The sequence below is a fragment of the Aliiroseovarius sp. CAU 1755 genome, from assembly GCF_054482655.1.
Genome location: NZ_JBTLRH010000001.1, coordinates 598,229 through 617,024, shown reverse-complemented (window position 1 = coordinate 617,024; position 18,796 = coordinate 598,229). Strand labels below are relative to the sequence as shown.

18 protein-coding genes are annotated in these 18,796 nt (G+C 58.2%); 8 read left to right on the top strand and 10 right to left on the bottom strand.

From position 1 onward, the window contains the following. Positions 1 to 33: 33 nt before the first annotated feature. The gene (locus tag ACXYMP_RS02990; protein WP_458904247.1) at positions 34 to 1,332 is read right to left on the bottom strand and encodes a calcium-binding protein; all 1,299 of its coding nucleotides are present in this window, start codon (positions 1,330 to 1,332) and stop codon (positions 34 to 36) included. 180 nt (positions 1,333 to 1,512) lie between these two features. Between ACXYMP_RS02990 and ACXYMP_RS02985 the strand changes: the two genes are divergently transcribed. The 3 genes from ACXYMP_RS02985 to ACXYMP_RS02975 all read left to right on the top strand — a co-directional run bounded on the left by ACXYMP_RS02985 (position 1,513) and on the right by ACXYMP_RS02975 (position 3,134). Beyond that, positions 1,513 to 1,845 (top strand): DUF5665 domain-containing protein, encoded by a 333-nt coding sequence (locus ACXYMP_RS02985; protein ID WP_458904245.1) that lies wholly within the window; start codon positions 1,513 to 1,515, stop codon positions 1,843 to 1,845. Between the two features lie 156 nt (positions 1,846 to 2,001). Next, a complete protein-coding gene (rpsO, locus tag ACXYMP_RS02980; protein ID WP_260517468.1) occupies positions 2,002 to 2,271 on the top strand; it encodes a 30S ribosomal protein S15 in 270 nt (89 codons plus the stop codon). A gap of 143 nt (positions 2,272 to 2,414) precedes the next feature. Next, a complete protein-coding gene (locus ACXYMP_RS02975; protein WP_458904242.1) occupies positions 2,415 to 3,134 on the top strand; it encodes a sterol desaturase family protein in 720 nt (239 codons plus the stop codon). 10 nt (positions 3,135 to 3,144) lie between these two features. Here the strand turns inward: ACXYMP_RS02975 and ACXYMP_RS02970 are convergent, their stop codons facing one another. Then, entirely contained in the window at positions 3,145 to 3,837 is a 693-nt protein-coding gene (locus ACXYMP_RS02970) for an SGNH/GDSL hydrolase family protein (RefSeq protein ID WP_458904240.1), read from the bottom strand. Between the two features lie 246 nt (positions 3,838 to 4,083). Here ACXYMP_RS02970 and pnp point away from each other — a divergent pair, with 246 nt between their 5' ends. Next, a complete protein-coding gene (gene pnp / locus ACXYMP_RS02965; RefSeq protein WP_458904238.1) occupies positions 4,084 to 6,231 on the top strand; it encodes a polyribonucleotide nucleotidyltransferase in 2,148 nt (715 codons plus the stop codon). Between the two features lie 84 nt (positions 6,232 to 6,315). Here pnp and ACXYMP_RS02960 read toward each other — a convergent pair whose 3' ends face one another. The 6 genes from ACXYMP_RS02960 to ACXYMP_RS02935 all read right to left on the bottom strand — a co-directional run bounded on the left by ACXYMP_RS02960 (position 6,316) and on the right by ACXYMP_RS02935 (position 12,383). Next, entirely contained in the window at positions 6,316 to 7,311 is a 996-nt protein-coding gene (locus tag ACXYMP_RS02960; protein WP_298567406.1) for an ABC transporter ATP-binding protein, read from the bottom strand. Continuing rightward, the gene (locus ACXYMP_RS02955; RefSeq protein WP_298567403.1) at positions 7,308 to 8,342 is read right to left on the bottom strand and encodes a Gfo/Idh/MocA family protein; all 1,035 of its coding nucleotides are present in this window, start codon (positions 8,340 to 8,342) and stop codon (positions 7,308 to 7,310) included. Before ACXYMP_RS02955 ends, ACXYMP_RS02960 begins: the two co-directional genes overlap by 4 nt. Further along, on the bottom strand, positions 8,339 to 9,178 hold the full coding sequence (locus ACXYMP_RS02950; protein ID WP_298567400.1) for a carbohydrate ABC transporter permease: 840 nt from the start codon (positions 9,176 to 9,178) through the stop codon (positions 8,339 to 8,341). The genes ACXYMP_RS02955 and ACXYMP_RS02950 overlap by 4 nt, the downstream gene beginning before the upstream one ends. Positions 9,179 to 9,191: 13 nt before the next feature. After that, positions 9,192 to 10,106, bottom strand: coding sequence for a carbohydrate ABC transporter permease (locus ACXYMP_RS02945; protein WP_298567397.1), 915 nt, complete (start codon positions 10,104 to 10,106; stop codon positions 9,192 to 9,194). 69 nt (positions 10,107 to 10,175) lie between these two features. Then, positions 10,176 to 11,429 (bottom strand): ABC transporter substrate-binding protein, encoded by a 1,254-nt coding sequence (locus tag ACXYMP_RS02940; protein ID WP_298567394.1) that lies wholly within the window; start codon positions 11,427 to 11,429, stop codon positions 10,176 to 10,178. A 24-nt stretch (positions 11,430 to 11,453) separates the two neighbouring features. Then, the gene (locus tag ACXYMP_RS02935) at positions 11,454 to 12,383 is read right to left on the bottom strand and encodes an N-acetylmuramic acid 6-phosphate etherase (protein ID WP_458904234.1); all 930 of its coding nucleotides are present in this window, start codon (positions 12,381 to 12,383) and stop codon (positions 11,454 to 11,456) included. 138 nt (positions 12,384 to 12,521) lie between these two features. On the opposite strand from ACXYMP_RS02935, the gene ACXYMP_RS02930 reads away from it, so the two are divergent. Genes ACXYMP_RS02930 through nagA form a run of 4 tightly spaced genes read left to right on the top strand, consistent with a single transcriptional unit; the run spans position 12,522 to position 16,346 of the window. Next, complete coding sequence (locus tag ACXYMP_RS02930; RefSeq protein WP_458904232.1) at positions 12,522 to 13,409, top strand: glucosamine kinase nucleotide-binding domain-containing protein; 888 nt, start codon at positions 12,522 to 12,524, stop codon at positions 13,407 to 13,409. Further along, a complete protein-coding gene (locus tag ACXYMP_RS02925; RefSeq protein WP_298567386.1) occupies positions 13,396 to 14,151 on the top strand; it encodes a GntR family transcriptional regulator in 756 nt (251 codons plus the stop codon). Before ACXYMP_RS02930 ends, ACXYMP_RS02925 begins: the two co-directional genes overlap by 14 nt. 15 nt (positions 14,152 to 14,166) lie before the next feature. Further along, positions 14,167 to 15,195: an SIS domain-containing protein gene (locus ACXYMP_RS02920; protein WP_458904230.1), complete on the top strand. Its 1,029-nt coding sequence runs from the start codon at positions 14,167 to 14,169 to the stop codon at positions 15,193 to 15,195. Then, positions 15,192 to 16,346, top strand: a complete 1,155-nt coding sequence (gene nagA, locus ACXYMP_RS02915) for an N-acetylglucosamine-6-phosphate deacetylase (protein WP_458904228.1) — start codon at positions 15,192 to 15,194, stop codon at positions 16,344 to 16,346. The genes ACXYMP_RS02920 and nagA overlap by 4 nt, the downstream gene beginning before the upstream one ends. Here the strand turns inward: nagA and ACXYMP_RS02910 are convergent, their stop codons facing one another. Together ACXYMP_RS02910 and serA are read right to left on the bottom strand one after the other, a co-directional pair. Next, on the bottom strand, positions 16,347 to 17,087 hold the full coding sequence (locus ACXYMP_RS02910) for a metallophosphoesterase (RefSeq protein ID WP_298567376.1): 741 nt from the start codon (positions 17,085 to 17,087) through the stop codon (positions 16,347 to 16,349). 93 nt (positions 17,088 to 17,180) lie between these two features. Beyond that, complete coding sequence (serA, locus tag ACXYMP_RS02905; RefSeq protein ID WP_298567373.1) at positions 17,181 to 18,773, bottom strand: phosphoglycerate dehydrogenase; 1,593 nt, start codon at positions 18,771 to 18,773, stop codon at positions 17,181 to 17,183. Positions 18,774 to 18,796 lie beyond the last annotated feature (23 nt).

The following is an 18,796-nucleotide window of genomic DNA, read 5'->3' as shown; positions in this document are numbered from 1 at the left end:
ACCGGCCACTTCCACGGGACCGTTCGGTTTGCACTAAACCCAGGCTTCTTGCGCGACCTCGACATAGACATCACGCACCGTTGCATTTGGGCTACCTTTCAACAAGGCGACAACCTCGCCGTTGACTGTGACGATACTGTCGTCACCACTTGCCGAGGGATGGACATCAAACTCCATGCTTAAAGCGTCCGTTGCAGGGTCTAGTTGAATGCGCAGGAAGTCCTCGCCAGGGGTGAAATCAGTCACCTCCGCATGTCCCAGACCATCCCCGTCATTCGAATAGAGCCAGAACACATCGTCGCCCGCTCCTCCCGTTGCGGTGTCGGCGCGATCCAAGATCAGGGTGTCATCGCCTTCGCCACCATCCAGAACATCGGCGTCTCCATCAATATGCCAGTCGAAATCATGACGTTCCGCGGCGCTGTCTTCCATGGCATGACCCAAATGGTTGATCACATCATCCCCTGCGCCACCAAACAGAATGTCGGCACCGAACCCGCCATTCAGCACATCGTCGCCAGCGCCGGCCGACAAGACGTCATCATCCGAGCTGTCGTCGTCAGGCTTTTCATGAACACCTCCAAAAAGGCGGTCATCGCCGTCTCCGCCCAACAGAACATCGTCACCCTTACCACCATCAAGATAGGTTTGAAGACTGGCCTGCCCATCCAGCTCATCTTCGCCGTTTCCACCGAAAGCCGCCAACGCGCCTTCGCCTGCAATCACCGTATCGTCGCCATCATTCGCAAACAGATAGGCGGCGCCGTCGCCCGCAGTTAGCGTGTCATCACCATCACCCGCATCCACAACGTCCACGGACATACCATCATCGTCGCGCACAATCGCTGTGCCGTGAAAGTCGTCGATCGACCCGCAGCCGGTGCCGTCAATTCCATCGTTGGCCATGGCGAAATCATCGTCGCCGTTTGTCAGCTTGGTTTCGTCAATGTCGCCAAGAAAGCTTGCCAAATCCTCGCGGCCATAATGCGCATCAGTTTCCGTGCCCAAAAGCTGGTCAAGAAATGTATCGGCCACGTGCGGTGAAGGGCCGTCCCCAAGCCCGGTATTTGGGGTCAGCACGTCGGTATCGCTTCCTGAACTCGCGCCGGGAACAACCTGATCGCCCGTGTTTGGCAGCAAGGCACCCGTTACAGCCGCGTCACCGCTCGCCACATCATCAGTGGCAATGAAATCGCCAACGTCGCGGGTCGGTGTGGGCTCCAACCCGCGTCCGGCATCGTGGTCTTCTTCCGTGTCTGGCGACATGTCGGAAAAGCTGTCAGACAAGAAAGCAACGGGAACGAGTCCCAGAAACAACAATGAAAACAACATTTAACTTCTCGCTTTCCAAAAGCACACAGAACCGAGATCACAACTGCCCAACGGACTAACCCAACGTCGAATGATGCGCGGGAAACATAAGGTATAGCCTATCCCTTGCGATTGTATCGTGAACCACGCAAACTGACAGTTAAAGATAGCGAAGATTTTAGCTTAATCATTTGTTAACAGATGGTTAACATCGATGTGACCAACTCGGACAAAAAGGCAGACGGCATGACGCAAGACAAGCTAAGCGATCGGGAACAAGCGCTTTCCTTCGAGGTTCGTGCGCTGAGAGCCGAGGTGGAGAGGATGAACAACCACCGCTTCATCCGGCTGCATGACAGCCTGATTCAACTTGGGTTGTTCCAGCTATACCGTGGGCTCGCTTTTGGTCTGGGGTCCGTGCTCGGAGCGACCCTTTTGGTGTCTTTGCTGGCCTTCATGCTAAGCTCGATCGATTTCATTCCCGTGCTGGGGGATTGGGCGCGGCAGATACTGGAAGAAATACAGGGACCCTAATCGCGATACCTTTGCGTTGCTTTTTTCTTTGCGTTCTTCAGGGAATCTTCTTATACGCGCCCATCTGCCGACATTTTGTGGGTGGACTTCTCCATGGGCCTTGCTGGACGACATCCCGGCCTGCGCCATCAACTCTAACCTTAAAAGGAGACCCCGATGTCGATTACACCTGAAGAAAAAGCACGCCTGATCAAAGAGTTCGGAACCAAAGAAGGTGACACCGGTTCGCCTGAAGTTCAGGTTGCGATCCTGTCATCGCGCATCGCGACCCTGACCGAGCACTTCAAAACTCACAAGAAAGACAACCACGGTCGCCGTGGCCTTTTGAAAATGGTTGCTCTGCGTCGTAAACTTTTGGACTACGCCCGTGCAAAAGATGAGGCCCGTTATCAGGACCTGATCCAACGCCTTGGCCTGCGCCGCTAAGCGTTCTCCAAATACCGAGACGAAGGGGCTGCATTGCGGCCCCTTTTTCTTTTTGCGGTAACGAACCCGGCACCTTTACGTGGCGTCTTTCTTGCTCATGCGACCTCCCTTTGGCCATGCTGCTGCGAACAGGGAGGATGGAGATGACCGCGACACTTGCCGTTTTGATCAACATGGGCAGCTTGCACAGGCTGTTTCCATTTTGGCTTGCAGGTGTTTGCGCGCTTGTCGTTGGGTTCTCGCCCTGGCTGCTTCTTGCCATTCTCTATGGTGTCGTTGCGCAGTTTTTCGTCGAATACGTGATGCATCGCTTCTTGTACCACCGAGAACCGCCAACTGATCAAAGCGTGTTCAACGCGCTTTATCGCAGCCATATCGGCCATCATGAATTTCCGAATGATGCCGAGTTTTTCACCGGTGACGACCACTGGTATCCTGTGCGGTTCGGGCTGCTATCGGTTGCCATTCATACCATAATCCTGTGGCCCTTTCTGGGCTTCGGCACCGCCCTTCTGACGGCGTATGTCGCGCTGTTCGTCGGTTCGGTCAGCGCCTACACGTTCTATGAATATTGCCACACGCTGGCCCATTTGAACGTGCCGAAGGGTTGGTTTGGGCAGCGCGTAACACGATCGCATCTGGCGCATCATTTTCAGGATCATAGAGCGACGTTTCACGTCAGCTTTGGCATGGGCTGGATTGATCGCCTGTTTGGGACCAAGCATGACCGCACCGTTGCCCGCGATCGATTTGATCGCAAAACGATGCTGTCGATGGGCATGGACCCCGAAGACCTGCGCCTTGTCACGGCGCGTAAAGCGTTCGGGATCACCAAGGTTCCACGCAACACCCAGCAATCATAGCGCTGCGGCCTTAGCGCGATTGATCCACTTGCCGGATCAATGCCGCCACCCGCCGCCCAATTGCTGCACTCCCCTTCGGCGAAGGGTGGATCATGTCGCCACTGTGAAAGCTCCTGTCCCCATGCGGTACAAGATCAGCATTTGACACAAAGAACACACCGTTCATGTGCTGAGCCGTTTTGGCCAATCTGGCCTCGTAGGTGTCGCCTTCTTGCTTGCATCCGTCGATCATCGACCCGACGCCGGGGCTGCGAAGGTAGCCGATCACGATAACTTTCGCGCCGGTTTTGCGGATTCGATAAAGCAGGTTCGGCACGACACCTCGGCGGCCGTCACCTGAGACCATTCGTTCAATCTGTCGGTCGCAACGCGAACAACCGCATCCGAACAAAAGGTCATTCCCGCCACCTGAGACAAGAACCCATTCCCATGGCCCCCGCTTGAACTGCCTAGAGACATTAAGCCCCATCGCGCCAGTGAGGGGCAGTTCATACATCAGCCGGGCGCCCCCGACGGACCTGTTCCTGATCGGTTCTTTCAATTCAGTCGACACCACGTCGGCAATCGACCGACCCCGCTGTTTGTGCCAAGCCAACAAGCTGTCGCCGATCGCCAGAATACGCGGTGCGGCTTCTGCGAAAGTCGCGGTCGGTCCTGACGTCAAGGTCAGGATCCAGATACACATCACCAGCCGAAACATCATTTTGTCGCTTCTCCTCGGAACTAGGGTCACCTGTATACAGAATGTCCGGCGTTTGTAAAAATCCGGTTACCTGCCAACGGAAATCGCGCCCCTTCCCCTACACCTGTTTTTCCTATATGGACCGCCCATCTGAGACGTGACGCTTCGACCCCGGCGCATGACAAGGTAGAGGGGTCGGTGGCAATGGGGCCACCATGACAACGGAAGACCCGGAGGGCCGGGAGTGCTTCCAACTAGGAAAACATAATGTTTGACGTAACTAAAAAATCGATTGAGTGGGGCGAAGAAACCCTCACTCTGGAAACGGGCAAAGTTGCCCGTCAGGCCGACGGCACCGTGATCGCCACACTGGGCGAAACATCCGTCATGGCCAACGTGACCTTCGCGAAGTCGCAGAAGCCCGGTCAGGACTTCTTCCCGCTGACGGTTCACTACAACGAGAAATACTATGCCGCCGGTAAAATCCCCGGTGGCTTTTTCAAACGCGAAGCGCGTCCGACCGAAAAAGAGACGCTGACATCGCGTCTGATCGACCGTCCGATCCGCCCGCTGTTTGTCCCCGGCTTCAAAAACGAAGTGCTGGTGATTTGCACCGTACTGAGCCACGACCTTGTTAACGATCCTGACATCGTTGCCATGATCGCCGCATCGGCTGCACTGACCATTTCTGGCGCGCCCTTCATGGGTCCGATTGCCGCGGCACGTGTTGGCTTTGAAGACGGTGAATACGTTCTGAACCCGACTTGCGACGACATGCACCAGCTGCGCAACAACCCAGACCAGCGTCTGGACCTTGTTGTGGCCGGTACAAAAGACGCCGTGATGATGGTTGAATCGGAAGCTTACGAACTGACAGAAGCTGAAATGCTGGGTGCCGTGAACTTCGCGCACAAAGAAATTCAGCCGGTGATCGACCTGATCATTGATCTGGCCGAAGACGCTGCGAAAGAACCTTTCGATTATCAGCCTGCTGACTACTCGGACCTCTACGCCGCTGTGAAAGCCGCTGGCGAAGACAAGATCCGCGCAGCTTATGGCAACACCGACAAGCAGGAACGCGTTGCGGCGCTGTCTGCTGCCAAGGACGCCATCAAAGCCGCTCTGACGGAAGAGCAGCTCGCTGATGAAAACCTTGGTTCCGCGCTGAAGAAGCTGGAAAGCTCGGTTGTGCGTGGCGATGTCGTCAAGACTGGCAAGCGTATCGACGGTCGCGCACTGGACACCGTGCGCCCGATCGTATCGGAAGCAGGTATCCTGCCCCGGACACACGGTTCGGCCCTGTTCACCCGCGGTGAAACACAGGGTCTGGTCGTGACCACTCTGGGCACCGGCGACGACGAACAGATGATCGACGCGCTGACCGGCACCTACAAGTCGAACTTCATGCTGCACTACAACTTCCCGCCCTATTCGGTCGGCGAAGTGGGTCGCTTCGGCTTCACCGGTCGTCGCGAAATCGGTCACGGCAAGCTGGCTTGGCGTGCGTTGCAGGCGGTTCTGCCGTCGGCCACCGACTTCCCCTACACCATCCGCGTCGTGTCCGAGATCACCGAGTCGAACGGCTCGTCCTCGATGGCGTCGGTCTGTGGTGGTTCGCTGTCCATGATGGACGCGGCCGTGCCGCTGAAAGCACCGGTTGCTGGTGTGGCCATGGGTCTGATACTGGAAGATGACGGCTCTTACGCTGTGTTGACCGACATTCTGGGTGACGAAGATCACCTGGGCGACATGGACTTCAAAGTGGCTGGTACCGAAGACGGCATCACGTCCTTGCAGATGGACATCAAGGTTGCAGGCATCACGCCCGAGATCATGGAGAAAGCCCTGGCGCAAGCCAAACAAGGCCGTCTGCATATCTTGGAAGAGATGAACAAAGCCCTGTCCGCTGGCCGCGCCGAGTTCTCGGCTCACGCACCCCGCATCGAGACGATGAACGTGCCCACCGACAAGATCCGTGAAGTGATCGGCTCGGGCGGTAAGGTCATCCGCGAGATCGTGGAAGTGTCGGGCGCGAAGGTCGACATCAACGACGACGGCGTGATCAAGATCGCATCGCCCAATGGCGACGCCATCCAGAAGGCCTATGACATGATCCACGCGATCGTGGCAGAGCCGGAAGAAGGCGCGATCTATACCGGTAAAGTCGTGAAGATCGTCGATTTCGGCGCCTTCGTGAACTTCTTCGGCAAGCGCGACGGCCTTGTGCATGTCAGCCAGATCGAAAACCGCCGCCTGAACCACCCCTCGGACGTTCTGAAGGAAGGCCAGGAAGTGAAAGTCAAACTGCTTGGCTTCGACGATCGCGGCAAGGTGCGCCTGTCGATGAAGGTCGTCGATCAGGAAACCGGCGAAGAAATCGCGCCTGAGCAGAAGAAAAAAGACGAAGACGCATAAGTCGCGGATCGTTTGAAATTGGAAAGCCCCGGTGGAAACGCCGGGGCTTTTTATTTCTACACGTCGGACATGTCAGGCCGTGGCCTAGGCCAGGCGCTGTCCGTCACCGTCGAAGAAATAGGTCCGGTCTGGAGAATACCCCAACGAAATCGCCTGTCCTGCCTGAACCTCATGCTGGCCGAACAAGCGCGCGGTGATCTGGTGCTCACCAAGCGTCGCGATAACGTTGGTGTCACCGCCCAAGTGTTCGACATGCATGACCTGAGCTTTGATCTGTCCTTCCCCGGCGATCGAGAGGTCTTCTGGGCGCACACCCAAGATCCGCGTGTCTCCGGGGGTCATCAACTCTGCCGGTAGAAAGTTCATCGCGGGGGATCCCAGGAACCCGGCTACAAACTGGTTCACGGGGTTGTTGTAAAGCTCCATCGGGCTGCCGACCTGTTCGACCCGCCCATCCCGCAAGACCACGATCTTGTCGGCCAGCGTCATCGCCTCGGTCTGATCATGGGTCACATAAATCATCGAGGCGCCAAGCTGGTCGTGCAGGTTCGCGATCTCGATACGGGTGTTCATGCGCAAGGCGGCATCAAGGTTCGACAAGGGTTCGTCAAACAAAAACAGCTTTGGCTGACGCACGATAGCGCGGCCAATGGCAACACGTTGGCGTTGGCCACCTGAAAGCTCGGAGGGAAAGCGATCCAGATAAGCGTCAAGGTCAAGCATCCGGCTGGCTTCGCTAACGCGCTGTTCGATAACCTCGGCGCTTTGGCGTTCCTGTTTCAGCGCCAGCGACATGTTCTTGCGCACGTTCAGGTGGGGATAAAGCGCATAGCTTTGAAACACCATGGCAATGCCGCGTTTCGATGGCGGGGTCTGGTTGACCACCTCATCGGCAATGCGGATCTCGCCCGAGCTGGCATCTTCAAGCCCAGCGATCACGCGCAACAACGTGGATTTCCCACAGCCGGACGGGCCGACGAAGACGACGAACTCTCCGTCTTCGACTTCGATATTGATGTCTTTGAGCACATGAACCGGCCCGAAAGACTTGTTCACGTTGGTCAGGGTCAGCGCCGTCATGGCGTTACCTCCTTCAGGCTAACGGGTTGTCCGGTGCGGATGCTTTCATCCGCGGCAAGGCAGATTGAAAGCGATTGCACCGCGTCTTGCATGTGCCGGGTCAGGTCGAGGTTCTGGGTGATCGCGCGCAGCATGAAATCCTGTTCGGCGTCGCACAGTGCCTGATGGCCGGGTTCGTCCGGCAGGTCGATCACTTCGTCGCCATCAGGGCGGTGGACCAAAAGCCCACCCACCTTGGTGTGTCCATCCACGTCGGATGACCCGCTTTTGTCAGTCTCGGTGATGGAAACAGCACCGGCAGGTGACACCACATCTTTGACGAAGAACGCGGTTTCCGACATCATCGGTCCCCAGCCAGCTTCATACCAGCCGACCGAGCCGTCATCAAAGACGACCTGAAACTGACCATAGTTATACATGTCGGGCGCAATTTCGTCCGACAGGCGCAGGCCCATCCCGTGCACGCGGACAGGTTTGGCGTCGGTGATTTGGCACCAGACATCCACATAGTGCACACCGCAATCCACGATGGGGCTGGTGGTTTGCATCAGGGCTTTGTGAGTGTCCCACTCGGCGCCGCTGCTTTGCTGGTTCAGGTTCATTCGGAACACATACGGCCCACCCAAGGCGCGGGCTTCGTCGATCAGGCGCACCCAAGATGGATGATGACGCAGGATATAGCCGACAACCAGCTTTCGGTTGGTGCGAATGGCGGTGTCCACGACGCGGTGTGCGTCCTCGACCGTGGTGGCCAGGGGCTTTTCGACGAACGCATGTGCGCCCGCCTCCATCGCCGCACAGGCATATTCCGCGTGACTGTCGGAATAGGTAGCGATCACGACGAGGTCGGGCTTGGTTTGCGCCAGTGCCGTGTCGTAATCCGTGAAGATCGGGTAGCCTGCCAGCTCCGGGTGATCGACCTTGCCAGACCGGTTGACCAAGCCGACCACTGTCGCGTCTGCGTGGTGGTGGTGGGCCAGCGCATGGGCCATCCCCATATTGCCAAGCCCTGCAATCAAAACGCGGATCATTTGACGGCTCCCGAGGTGATGCCCCGAATTAGCTGACGCGAGAAAATGACGTAGAGCACCAAAACCGGCAGGATCGCCATGGAAAGCGCCGACAGCACCGCGTTCCAGTCTGTGACGAATTGGCCGATAAAGACCTGACTGCCCAGGGTAAGCGTTTTGGTTTCCTCGGCCGGAGCAAGGATCAGTGGAAACCACAGGTCGTTCCAGATCGGGATCATGTTGAACACCGCGACCGTCGCCATGGCAGGGCGCACAAGCGGCAGCACAAGCTTGAAGAAGATTGTGTATTCGGTCAGCCCATCAATCCGCCCGGCGTTCTTCAGGTCGTCACTGACCTGTCGCATGAACTCGGACAGGATGAACACCGCCAGTGGTAGCCCCTGCGCCGTATAGACAAGGATCAAAGCCCACAGCGAATTCACCAACCCTGTGGCCACCATCATCTCTAGAATCGCGACGGTGCCAATACGGATCGGGATCATGATGCCAAGCGCCAGATATAGCCCCATCAGCGTATTGCCTTTAAAGCGGTATTCGCTAAGTGCGAAGGCCGCCATGGCGCCAAACAGAAGCACAAAAAACAGCGTCGCGACCGTGACGATCAGCGAGTTTTGAAAGTAGAGGAAGAAATCCCCCTGCTTCATCACGGTCTGATACCCAATCAGCGAAAAGCTGTCGGCGTCCGGTAACGCCAGTGGTTCGCGGAAAATCGCTTTTCGTGTCTTGAAGCTGTTGATCAGGATCACGAAGACCGGGAACAGCGCAATCAGCGTGTAAAGGATCAGCGCGCCGTGCATTGCAGCGGTATTGAGCGGATTTGTGCGGGCCTTGTTCATCGTCACATGCTCCTTACAGCTGATATCGGCGCATCCGGCTTTGGATGCCAAAAAGGTAAAGACAAACGCCAATCAGGATTATCGCAAACATGGCGCTGGCGATCGCGGACCCCATATGCGGATCACCCAGTTGGAGCTGGAAGCCAAAGAAGGTGCGATACATGAACGTGCCAAGGATATCGGTCGAGAAATCCGGCCCCGCCAGCGCGCCTTGTGCGGCATAGATCAGGTCGAAGGCGTTGAAGTTGCCCACAAATGTCAGGATCGAGATAATCCCGATGGATGGCAGGATCAGAGGCAGTTTGATTTTCCAGAAGGCGGACGGCCCGGTGATGCCGTCAATCTCTCCGGCTTCCAGTATTTCTTCGGGGATCGACAGAAGGGCCGCATAGATCAGCATCATCGGGATCCCGACGAACTGCCAGACCGAAATCAGCGCCAGCGTCGTCAGCGCGTATTCCTCTTTGCCCAGCCACGGCGCGAACAGGGCCTTAAGGCCAACCGCATCCAGCATGGAAGGTGCAATGCCCCAGATCGGCGACAGGATCAGTTTCCAGGCAAATCCGACGATCACGAAGCTAAGGATTGTCGGGATGAAGATGGCCGACCGATAGAGCGCTGCAAAGCGCAAGCGCGGATGAGACAGGATTGCGGCAAGCGCCACCCCAATCGGGTTTTGCACCAGCATATGCACGATAAAGAACCAGAAATTGTTGCCCAGCGCGTTCCAGAATTGTTCGGACCAGATGGGATCGCCAAACAGGGTGCGAAAGTTCGTGAGCCCGACGAAGACACGTTCCTGATCGACCTTGCTGAACAGGGCCAGCCGCAAGGTGTTGAACAGGGGGAAGATCATGACCGCCGTGTAAACCAGCACCGCGGGGGCAAGGAACACGGCGATATGCCAGCGGATGCGAGGTTTTTGCATGGGAAACTCCGGTCGGTGGCCCGAACGCACGGGTGTCGCGCGTTCGGGCAATTTGCTACAACGCAAGGCTTATTGTTGCGGTGCGTACCAGCTGGCGAGACCGTCTTGCAGCTTTTGGCCAAGCGCCTCGGGTGTTTCAGCACCCTTGATCGCAGCCACCGATGCACCCCATGTATCGTTCTCGAGGTTTGGCGTGCCGCGCGACAGAATCTGATAGGTCGACCGGATGGTGCTTTCGCACTCGCCGCGCCAGCTTACGAATTCTTTCGCAAGCGGGTCTTCCATTTCAACCGGCGTCTCTGACAGCGGGAAGAACCCGGGCAGCGCGTTGCCGAAGATCGAGGCGAATTCAGGCGATGCAACCCATGCCAAGAAGGTCTTTGCAGCGTCTGGGTTGGCAGATTTCGTGTTCATGCCAATGCCGATATCGGTGTGATCCGAGATATAGCAGGTGTCGCCCGCGTTTTGCACAGGTGGCTTGAAGGCGCCCATTTCGAAATCAACCAACGCGTTGAAGCCCGAGATTTCCCATGACCCGGCCGGATAAACCGCGGCACGCCCCAGCGTGAACAGGTTTTGGCTATCGGGATAGGTCTGTGCCTCGTAACCGTCGCCCAGATAAGGCGCCCACTTGGCCAATGTCGCATAAGGCGCAACCCATTGCGGGTCGGTCAGCTTTTGCTCACCTTTGATCAGCGCCTGCCGACCTTCCTCACCTTTCCAATAGTTTGGACCGATGTTGTTATAGCCCATTGTGGCGGCTTCCCACTGATCATTGGTGCCCATGGCCATCGGGATATAGGTGCCGTCTTGCTTGATTGTCTCAAGGGCAGCGAAGAATTCATCCTCGGTGGTTGGCGCTTCGATCCCCAGCTCGGCAAAGGCATCCTTGTTGTAGATGAAGCCGTGGATGACGGAAGCCATCGGCACACAGAAGCTGGCTGAACCATCGTCCGTCTGCCACGCGGATTTCGCCACGTCCGAGAAATTGCCCATCGCCTCCATACCGCTCAGGTCAGCCAAGTGCCCGGCTTCGAAAAGCGCAAGTGACGCGTCGAACGGGCGACAGGTGATCAGATCACCCGCCGATCCTGCGTCCAGCTTCGAGTTCAGCACGGCATTATATTCGGCAGGGGCCGACGGAGTGAAATTCACCTTGATCCCAGGGTGTTCGGCTTCAAAAGCGGGGATGATCTTGTCCTGCCAAAGTGTCAGGTCATCGTTGCGCCAGCTTTCAATGGTCAGCGTGACATCTTCAGCATAGGCGCTGGTCGCGACAAGGGCTGAACTGGCCAGTGCCAGTGTCATCAGGTTGCGTTTCATTTGGTTCCTCCCAGAATTACCAATTCAAGATTGTATTGCGTTCAATCGCTCCAATGCGGGGCGAAGGTGATCACCCGTCTCACGTAACAATAGACGGGCAGCTTCGACGGACGACGCGCCGGCGGCCACAAGGACCGCACATTTTACGTTCCCCTTTGCTGCCGCAAGCGCAGTCGCGGCGGCCTTGGGCCCTACACCCGCAATGCGGCATACGATACCGTTGGCGCGTTGGTGCAGCTTGGCGTTGTCGGCCCGCAGATTGACCATCATACCATCATGGATATGACCCAGCCGAACGGCCGCAAGCGTAGACAACATGTTCAGCGCAATTTTCTGCGCCGTGCCCGCCCCCATTCTGGTTGATCCAGAAATGACCTCGGGTGGGGTTGCAAGAAGAATGGGATGGTCGCTGCTGGTCAAAAGTGCCGACCCGGCGTTATTGGCAATGCCGATCACCGTAGCGCTTGCCTTGCGGGCGATACGGACAGCTTCCAACGTATAGGGTGTGGTCCCGCTGGCGGACACAGCTATGACAGTGTCGTTGTCACTGAGCCCGGACAGAGCGTCGGCAAGAGAAGCCGTATCGTCTTCTGTGTCACCGGGCATTTCGGATGTGGTGGGTATGCCGCCTGCCATCAGGATTTGCACCTGCCGGGATGGAATGCTGAATGTGCCGCCCAGCTCCAGCGCATCAGCAGCGGCCATCAGCCCTGATGATCCCGCGGCGACATAGCGCAAAACGCCACCGCGCCGCAGGGTGTCAGCGATCGCGTCTGCGGCATCGCTGATCTGGGAGGTGGCGGCGCGCACAGCCATCGCAGCGGCGATCTGACCCTCTGCCAGAAGGGCCGCGGCATGTATTGCCGGGCGCGCATCAAGGCCAATGGCTTCACCGTGCAATTGCTCTGTGGCGTTGGCCGTCACGTGATTCCCCCCTTGGTTCGAGTCGATCATACCTTTTAGATACCATTTGTCTACCATTTACTTTTTTCGCCGTAACTGGGCGGTATTGGAGTGAAATACCCCCATCCAAGCTGCTTTGGTTATGTTTCGGTCTTTTATTTACCTCAAAGGTATCTTATAGGTATTTATATGAGAGACTCGAAAAATCACCCGGTCATAGCCGTCGATGGTGGCGGAACGCGTTGTCGCTTTGCCTTTTCGCACGCCAATGAACGCATCGTGATTGAGACAGGGTCGGCAAATGTTTCGACCAACTTTGACGCCGCGTGCAGCGAAATCACGCGAGGGATCGAAGCGTTGGTAATGCGCGCTGGTTTGGATTGGGCCACCATTGCAAGCATTCCGGCCTATTTTGGCTTGGCGGGCGCAATCGACCAGAAAATCACTGATCGGCTGGCGTCTGCGATGCCATTTACCCATGTTCGCATCGAAGACGACCGCACGGCGGCTTTGCGCGGAGCGTTGGGCGCGTCTGACGGGATGATCGCGCATTGCGGCACCGGGTCATTTGTTGCCGCGCGCATGAATGGCGCGACACGCCTGGTCGGCGGGTGGGGGTCTGTTCTGGGCGATCCGTCTTCGGCACAATGGGTAGGGCGGCGCGCGCTGAGCCAGACCCTTGACGTTGTCGACGGACTGCGGGCCGAGGCGGATCTGTCCAACCTTCTTTTGCAGCGCCACGGCGGAGCCGCGGGGATCGTGGCTTGGGCCGCGGCAGCCACGGCTGTCGATTTCGGCGCTATTGCGCGCGACGTGACCCGGTGCGCCGAACAGGGCGACCAGCTTGCGAAGGGCATTTTGCAGGACGCATCAGATGCGATTTCGGACATCTTGAAGGCGCTGGGCTGGGTGCCCGGCACCACGATCTGCCTGACCGGCGGCATTGGCCCGCATTTCGCCCCCTATTTGCCCAGCGCGATGCAGCACGACCTCGCCGCGCCGCTGGGTGAACCCCTTGATGGCGCCGTGGCGCTGGCCCAGGATTTTTGCAGGGATGTCAGCCATGAACGTCTCTGACTTTCTGCGCCCCAAAGAATGGCTCAGCCCATCGGCAGGTCCGCGCTATGTGCAGCTGCGCCGGCGCCTCGAAGAAGGAATTGAGACCGGCATTCTTGCCCCCAACAGCTCACTTCCGCCAGAACGAGAGATCGCAGAGATCACCGATTTGTCGCGGGTGACGGTGCGCAAGGCCATTCACGAGTTGGTCAAGAAGGGCTCCATCGAACAACGTCAGGGATCTGGATCATTCGTGCGCGAACAGGTCACGCGGGTTGAGCAATCACTGTCCCATCTGACGTCCTTCACCGAAGACATGAGGCGGCGCGGGCTGGACACCACATCAAAATGGCTGGAGCGCGGGGTCTTCATCCCCTCCCCGGAAGAGGTGTTGGCCCTTGGGTTGGCTGCGGGCGAATCTGTCGCGCGTATCTATCGCTTGCGCGAGGCCGGCGGGCGCCCAATGGCGCTGGAATGCGCGGCCTTGCCGCTGGATATCCTGCCCAACCCGATCGAGGTTACCACCTCGCTTTATGATATTCTGGAGCGCACGGGGAACCGACCCATCCGCGCCATACAGAAAATTTCGGCCATCAACCTTGAAGCGGCAGAGGCCGAGCTTCTGGGCGTGGCAGAGGGGACGGCGGGGTTGAGCATCCAGCGCACCTCTTATCTGGAAAGCGGACGGGTCGCGGAACTGACCCGGTCCATCTATCGCGGTGATGCCTACGATTTCGTGGCAGAGCTGCGTTTGTCGAACTGAAAAGGCTGTCAAACCATGTCCAAAACTCTGACCCAGATGCGTCGTGAAATCGACGAAATACCAGTCGCGGTTGACCGGCTTTTGACTGAAGGGGCCACCGCGATATCCGACGCGGCGGCCGATATTCGAGCGCTCGACCCCCGGTTCCTGCTATCCGTCGCACGCGGATCGTCCGATCACGCCTGCACCTATCTGAAATACGCAAGCGAGCTGTTGCTGGGGCTGCCCATGGCATCCGTCGGGCCGTCGATCAAGTCAATCTATGGCGTTTCGGTTGCCGCCGAAGGCGCGCTTTGCCTGTCGGTTTCGCAATCGGGCAAAAGCCCCGACATCGTGCGGTTGACCGAGGCGTTCGCCGCTACCGGGGCTTATACCGTTGCAATCACCAATAACGCCACGTCGCCGCTTGCCCAAGCCACTTCCGCGACCTTGCCAATTCATGCGGGTCCCGAACTCAGCGTGGCGGCGACAAAAACCTTCGTCACCTCTCTGGTCGCTGGGTTGTGGTTGATCGCCGAGCTGAAGCAGGATGAAGAGCTTCTGGCAGCGATCCGAGCGCTACCTCAGCATCTTGCGGCCGCGACACGTTGCGATTGGTCCGCAGCTGCAGACTCCATCAGCGGGCAATCCCTTTTTACGCTGGGGCGTGGGCCGTCTTGGGCAATCTCGAATGAAGCGGCTTTGAAGTTCAAGGAAACCTGCCAGATCCACGCCGAAAGCTATTCGTCGGCCGAAGTGCTGCACGGACCCGTTTCCATCATCGGGCAGGGGTTTCCCGTCATCGCATTTGCAGCGGGTGATGCAGCCGAAGACAGCATCGCCGAAGTCGCGGATGCCCTTGCAGACAAAGGCGCACGGGTCTTTGCGACCACGCAGCGGGTCAAGAAAGCTGACCACCTGCCCCATGTGCGCACCGACCACTGGATCACCGATCCTGTCGCGGCGATCGTGTCTTTCTATGGCATGGTTGAAACGGTGGCTGTGGCTCGCAATATCAACCCCGACGCCCCGCGCCACCTTAAGAAAGTGACCGAAACAGTATGACCCAATCCAGCCTCACCTTTGGCGGCGGTCTGATTTTCGACGGTGCGAACCTGCTTGAAAAGCATGTCGCCCGGTTCGAGGATGCCAAGCTGATCGCCGTCGAGCGGGAAGATCGTTGGCCGCCATCGGGGAACCATGTCGACTTGGGCGGAGATATCCTGAGCCCCGGCTATGTCGATCTGCAAGTCAATGGCGGGGATGGGATCATGTTCAACGCGGACCCCAGCGTCCACACGATCGCACGTATCGCGCAGGCCCACCGTCGCCTTGCCGCCACCGCTATTCTTCCGACGCTGATCACCGACACACCGGACAAGACCCGCGCGGCGATCGGCGCGGCAATAGATGCCGTAGGGCAAGGCGTTCCGGGCGTTGCCGGTTTGCATCTTGAAGGCCCGCATTTGTCGATTGCCCGGAAGGGTGCGCATGATGCGGCCCTTATCCGCCCGATGGAGGCACAGGATCTTGCCGCGCTTTTAGAGGCGGCGGCACAATTGCCCGCGCTTATGGTCACGATCGCCCCAGAAAACGTGACGCAAGAACAGGTTTTCGCCTTGGCTGCCGCCGGTGTAATCGTGTCGCTTGGCCACACCGACACCGACTATGCGACCTGCCTGTCCTATGCGCGAGTCGGCGCACGCTGCGCCACACATCTGTTCAACGCAATGAGCCCGCTTGGCAATCGCGAACCCGGCGTCGTGGGGGCGGTGCTTGCCTCGGGGGCGCTGTCCTCGGGTCTGATCGCCGATGGGATACACGTGCATCCCGCCACGATGCGCGCGGCTTGGGATGCGAAGACCGGCCCCGGAGAGATCTTTCTGGTCAGTGACGCCATGGCGGTTGCCGGGACGGATGAGACCCAGTTCGACCTTGAAGGTCGGCGCATTTCGCGGCTCGACGGCCGGTTGACCTTGGAGGACGGCACCTTGGCGGGGGCAGATCTGGACCTGACGCGCGCCCTTCACGTCATGGTCAATCAGGTCGGCGTAAGCCTTGAGCGAGCCTTGGCAGCGGCGACGCGCGCGCCACGTCAGATGCTGCAGCTAGCCCCACGGATCGCGCCCGGCACGACCACGCTTGGCGACATGATCCGCATCCGCAGTGATCTGTCAGCGGCAGCACCTGTGCAAGACGCCCCAATCACCCCCTGATCAACGCGCCTGCAGCACGGGAACGCGCCCTTCTGGGGTCAATAGCCACGCCTCCCGACCTTCGATCACGACCGCGGAAAGGGCTTTGCCATGCCCCGCCCCGGTGTCGATGTTCAATCGGTTGCCATAATGTGTCACGTGATCGACCGGCGTGTGCCCGTGCACGATCAGTGGGCCGTGATCGTCGGTGCTTTCAAGAAATTCCGAACGGATCCAGCACAGATCGTCCTCTTCCTGCGCCTCAAGCGCGACACCGGGCCTGATGCCTGCGTGGACGAAGCACAGATCGCCGACGCGGTGCAGCACAGGCAGTTCTTCCAAAAACGCCCGGTGGCGCTCTGGTACGGCAGCGCGTGCTTTCGGGTGAAGCTGGTAGGTGCGAATGCCCTCAGGCACACCAACACCATAGCTGGCCAGAGTCTCGACCCCGCCAATGCGTGGGTGCAGCCAGTTGTGATCAATCAAAAGCTGCGTGTCGACCAAGGGGTGGTCGCGCAAGAACATGGCGGCCATACGGTCATGGTTGCCCTTCAGGACCACCCATTTCTTGCCAGCGGCCCGGCCTTCGATCAGATAGTCGATCACGCCGCGACTGTCCGGACCGCGATCGACAAGATCACCGATATGCACCACAGGCGCATCGATATCCCCACACCGCGCGCTGTCTTCGGCAATCAGGGCGTGGGCAGCCTTAAGCTTGTCCAGATGTCCGTGAATGTCGCCAATTGCGTATATGCGCATGGGTGCCTCCTTCATGCAGTCAACTTAGCGGGGCGGGCACAAATGAAAAGCCCCGGTGCCAGACCGGGGCTTTCAGATTGGTTTCACACGAAATCAGATATCAAACGCCAGCGGTTTGACCGAATTGAACAGACCCGTGTCGCACAGGGCTTTCAAAACCGGCTCGGGCGTCGGATTGTCGACATAAAGCAATGCAATGGCGTCGCCTCCGGTGTCTTTGCGGCCCAAGGTGAAGTTTGCGATGTTCACGCCATGCTTGCCCATTGTCGCTCCCAACGCGCCGATGATGCCAGGCTCATCGTTGTTGGTGGTGTAAAGCATGTGGCTGCCGATCTCGGCGTCGATATTGATGCCCTTGATCTGGATGAACCGCGGCTTGCCGTCCGAGAACACCGTGCCCGCAATCGAGCGTTCGCGGTTTTCGGTCACCACGGTCAGCTTGATATAGCCATCAAACGACCCGCCCTTGGCTTGGGTCGTCGTTGAACATTTGATGCCGCGATCCGCTGCCACAACAGGTGCGGACACCATGTTCACATCCGGCAAGACGGGCTTCATCAAACCCGCCAGCACGGCACAGTCCAGCGCCTTCAGGTTCATTTCCGACGCGACACCATCATAAAGGATGTTTACCGCCTTGATCGGCCCTTCGGTCAGCTGACCTACAAAAGCGCCCAGATGTTCGGCCAGTTTGATCCACGGCCCCATGACCTTGGCTTCTTCGGCAGTGACCGACGGCATGTTCAGCGCGTTTTGCACGGCACCCGTCAGAAGGTAGTCCGACATCTGCTCGGCCACTTGAAGCGCAACGTTCTCCTGCGCTTCAGTCGTTGCGGCCCCCAGATGCGGGGTGCAGACCACGTTGGGCAGGTTGAACAGCGGGTTTTCGGTTGCGGGCTCAACCGCAAACACGTCAAACGCCGCGCCTGCCACGTGTCCGGATTTCAGCAGATCAGCCAAGGCTTCTTCGTCGACCAGACCACCACGGGCGCAGTTGATGATCCGCACGCCTTTCTTGGTTTTCTCAAGATTTTCGCGGCTCAGGATGTTGCGGGTCTGTTCAATCAGCGGGACGTGTAGGGTGATGAAGTCGGCACGTTTCAAAAGGTCATCCAGTTCGACTTTTTCGACGCCCATGCTGTTGGCTTTTTCTTCGCTCAGGAAGGGGTCATAGGCGATGACCTTCATTTTCAGGCCCAGCGCCCGATCACAAACGATGCCGCCGATGTTGCCCGCACCGATAACGCCAAGGGTCTTGCCCGTCAGCTCGACCCCCATAAACTTGGATTTCTCCCATTTGCCTGCATGGGTCGATGCTGAGGCTTCAGGGATCTGGCGCGCCACGGCGAACATCATCGCAATCGCATGTTCAGCGGTGGTGATCATGTTGCCGAACGGTGTGTTCATGACGATCACACCCTTTTTCGACGCAGCCGTTTTATCCACGTTGTCGGTGCCGATCCCAGCGCGGCCAACCACTTTCAGGTTCGGCGCGGCGTCAAGGAGTTTATCCGTCACTTTGGTCGCCGAGCGGATCGCGAGACCGTCATAATCGCCGATCTTGGCAAGCAAAGCGTCCTTGTCCTTGCCCAGCGCGGGTTCGAAGTCGACCTCGATCCCGCGATCACGGAAAATCTGGACGGCGGTTTCGGACAGTTTGTCAGATACGAGTACTTTGGGGGCCATGTGTCTGGTCCTTTTCACAAAGA

Coding starts and splice junctions, on each gene's coding strand:
- ACXYMP_RS02990 (WP_458904247.1), bottom strand. CDS start 1,332: ATGTTGTTTTCATTGTTGTTTCTGGGACTCGTTCCCGTTGCTTTCTTG.
- ACXYMP_RS02985 (WP_458904245.1), top strand. CDS start 1,513: ATGGTTAACATCGATGTGACCAACTCGGACAAAAAGGCAGACGGCATG.
- rpsO (WP_260517468.1), top strand. CDS start 2,002: ATGTCGATTACACCTGAAGAAAAAGCACGCCTGATCAAAGAGTTCGGA.
- ACXYMP_RS02975 (WP_458904242.1), top strand. CDS start 2,415: ATGACCGCGACACTTGCCGTTTTGATCAACATGGGCAGCTTGCACAGG.
- ACXYMP_RS02970 (WP_458904240.1), bottom strand. CDS start 3,837: ATGATGTTTCGGCTGGTGATGTGTATCTGGATCCTGACCTTGACGTCA.
- pnp (WP_458904238.1), top strand. CDS start 4,084: ATGTTTGACGTAACTAAAAAATCGATTGAGTGGGGCGAAGAAACCCTC.
- ACXYMP_RS02960 (WP_298567406.1), bottom strand. CDS start 7,311: ATGACGGCGCTGACCCTGACCAACGTGAACAAGTCTTTCGGGCCGGTT.
- ACXYMP_RS02955 (WP_298567403.1), bottom strand. CDS start 8,342: ATGATCCGCGTTTTGATTGCAGGGCTTGGCAATATGGGGATGGCCCAT.
- ACXYMP_RS02950 (WP_298567400.1), bottom strand. CDS start 9,178: ATGAACAAGGCCCGCACAAATCCGCTCAATACCGCTGCAATGCACGGC.
- ACXYMP_RS02945 (WP_298567397.1), bottom strand. CDS start 10,106: ATGCAAAAACCTCGCATCCGCTGGCATATCGCCGTGTTCCTTGCCCCC.
- ACXYMP_RS02940 (WP_298567394.1), bottom strand. CDS start 11,429: ATGAAACGCAACCTGATGACACTGGCACTGGCCAGTTCAGCCCTTGTC.
- ACXYMP_RS02935 (WP_458904234.1), bottom strand. CDS start 12,383: ATGATCGACTCGAACCAAGGGGGGAATCACGTGACGGCCAACGCCACA.
- ACXYMP_RS02930 (WP_458904232.1), top strand. CDS start 12,522: ATGAGAGACTCGAAAAATCACCCGGTCATAGCCGTCGATGGTGGCGGA.
- ACXYMP_RS02925 (WP_298567386.1), top strand. CDS start 13,396: ATGAACGTCTCTGACTTTCTGCGCCCCAAAGAATGGCTCAGCCCATCG.
- ACXYMP_RS02920 (WP_458904230.1), top strand. CDS start 14,167: ATGTCCAAAACTCTGACCCAGATGCGTCGTGAAATCGACGAAATACCA.
- nagA (WP_458904228.1), top strand. CDS start 15,192: ATGACCCAATCCAGCCTCACCTTTGGCGGCGGTCTGATTTTCGACGGT.
- ACXYMP_RS02910 (WP_298567376.1), bottom strand. CDS start 17,087: ATGCGCATATACGCAATTGGCGACATTCACGGACATCTGGACAAGCTT.
- serA (WP_298567373.1), bottom strand. CDS start 18,773: ATGGCCCCCAAAGTACTCGTATCTGACAAACTGTCCGAAACCGCCGTC.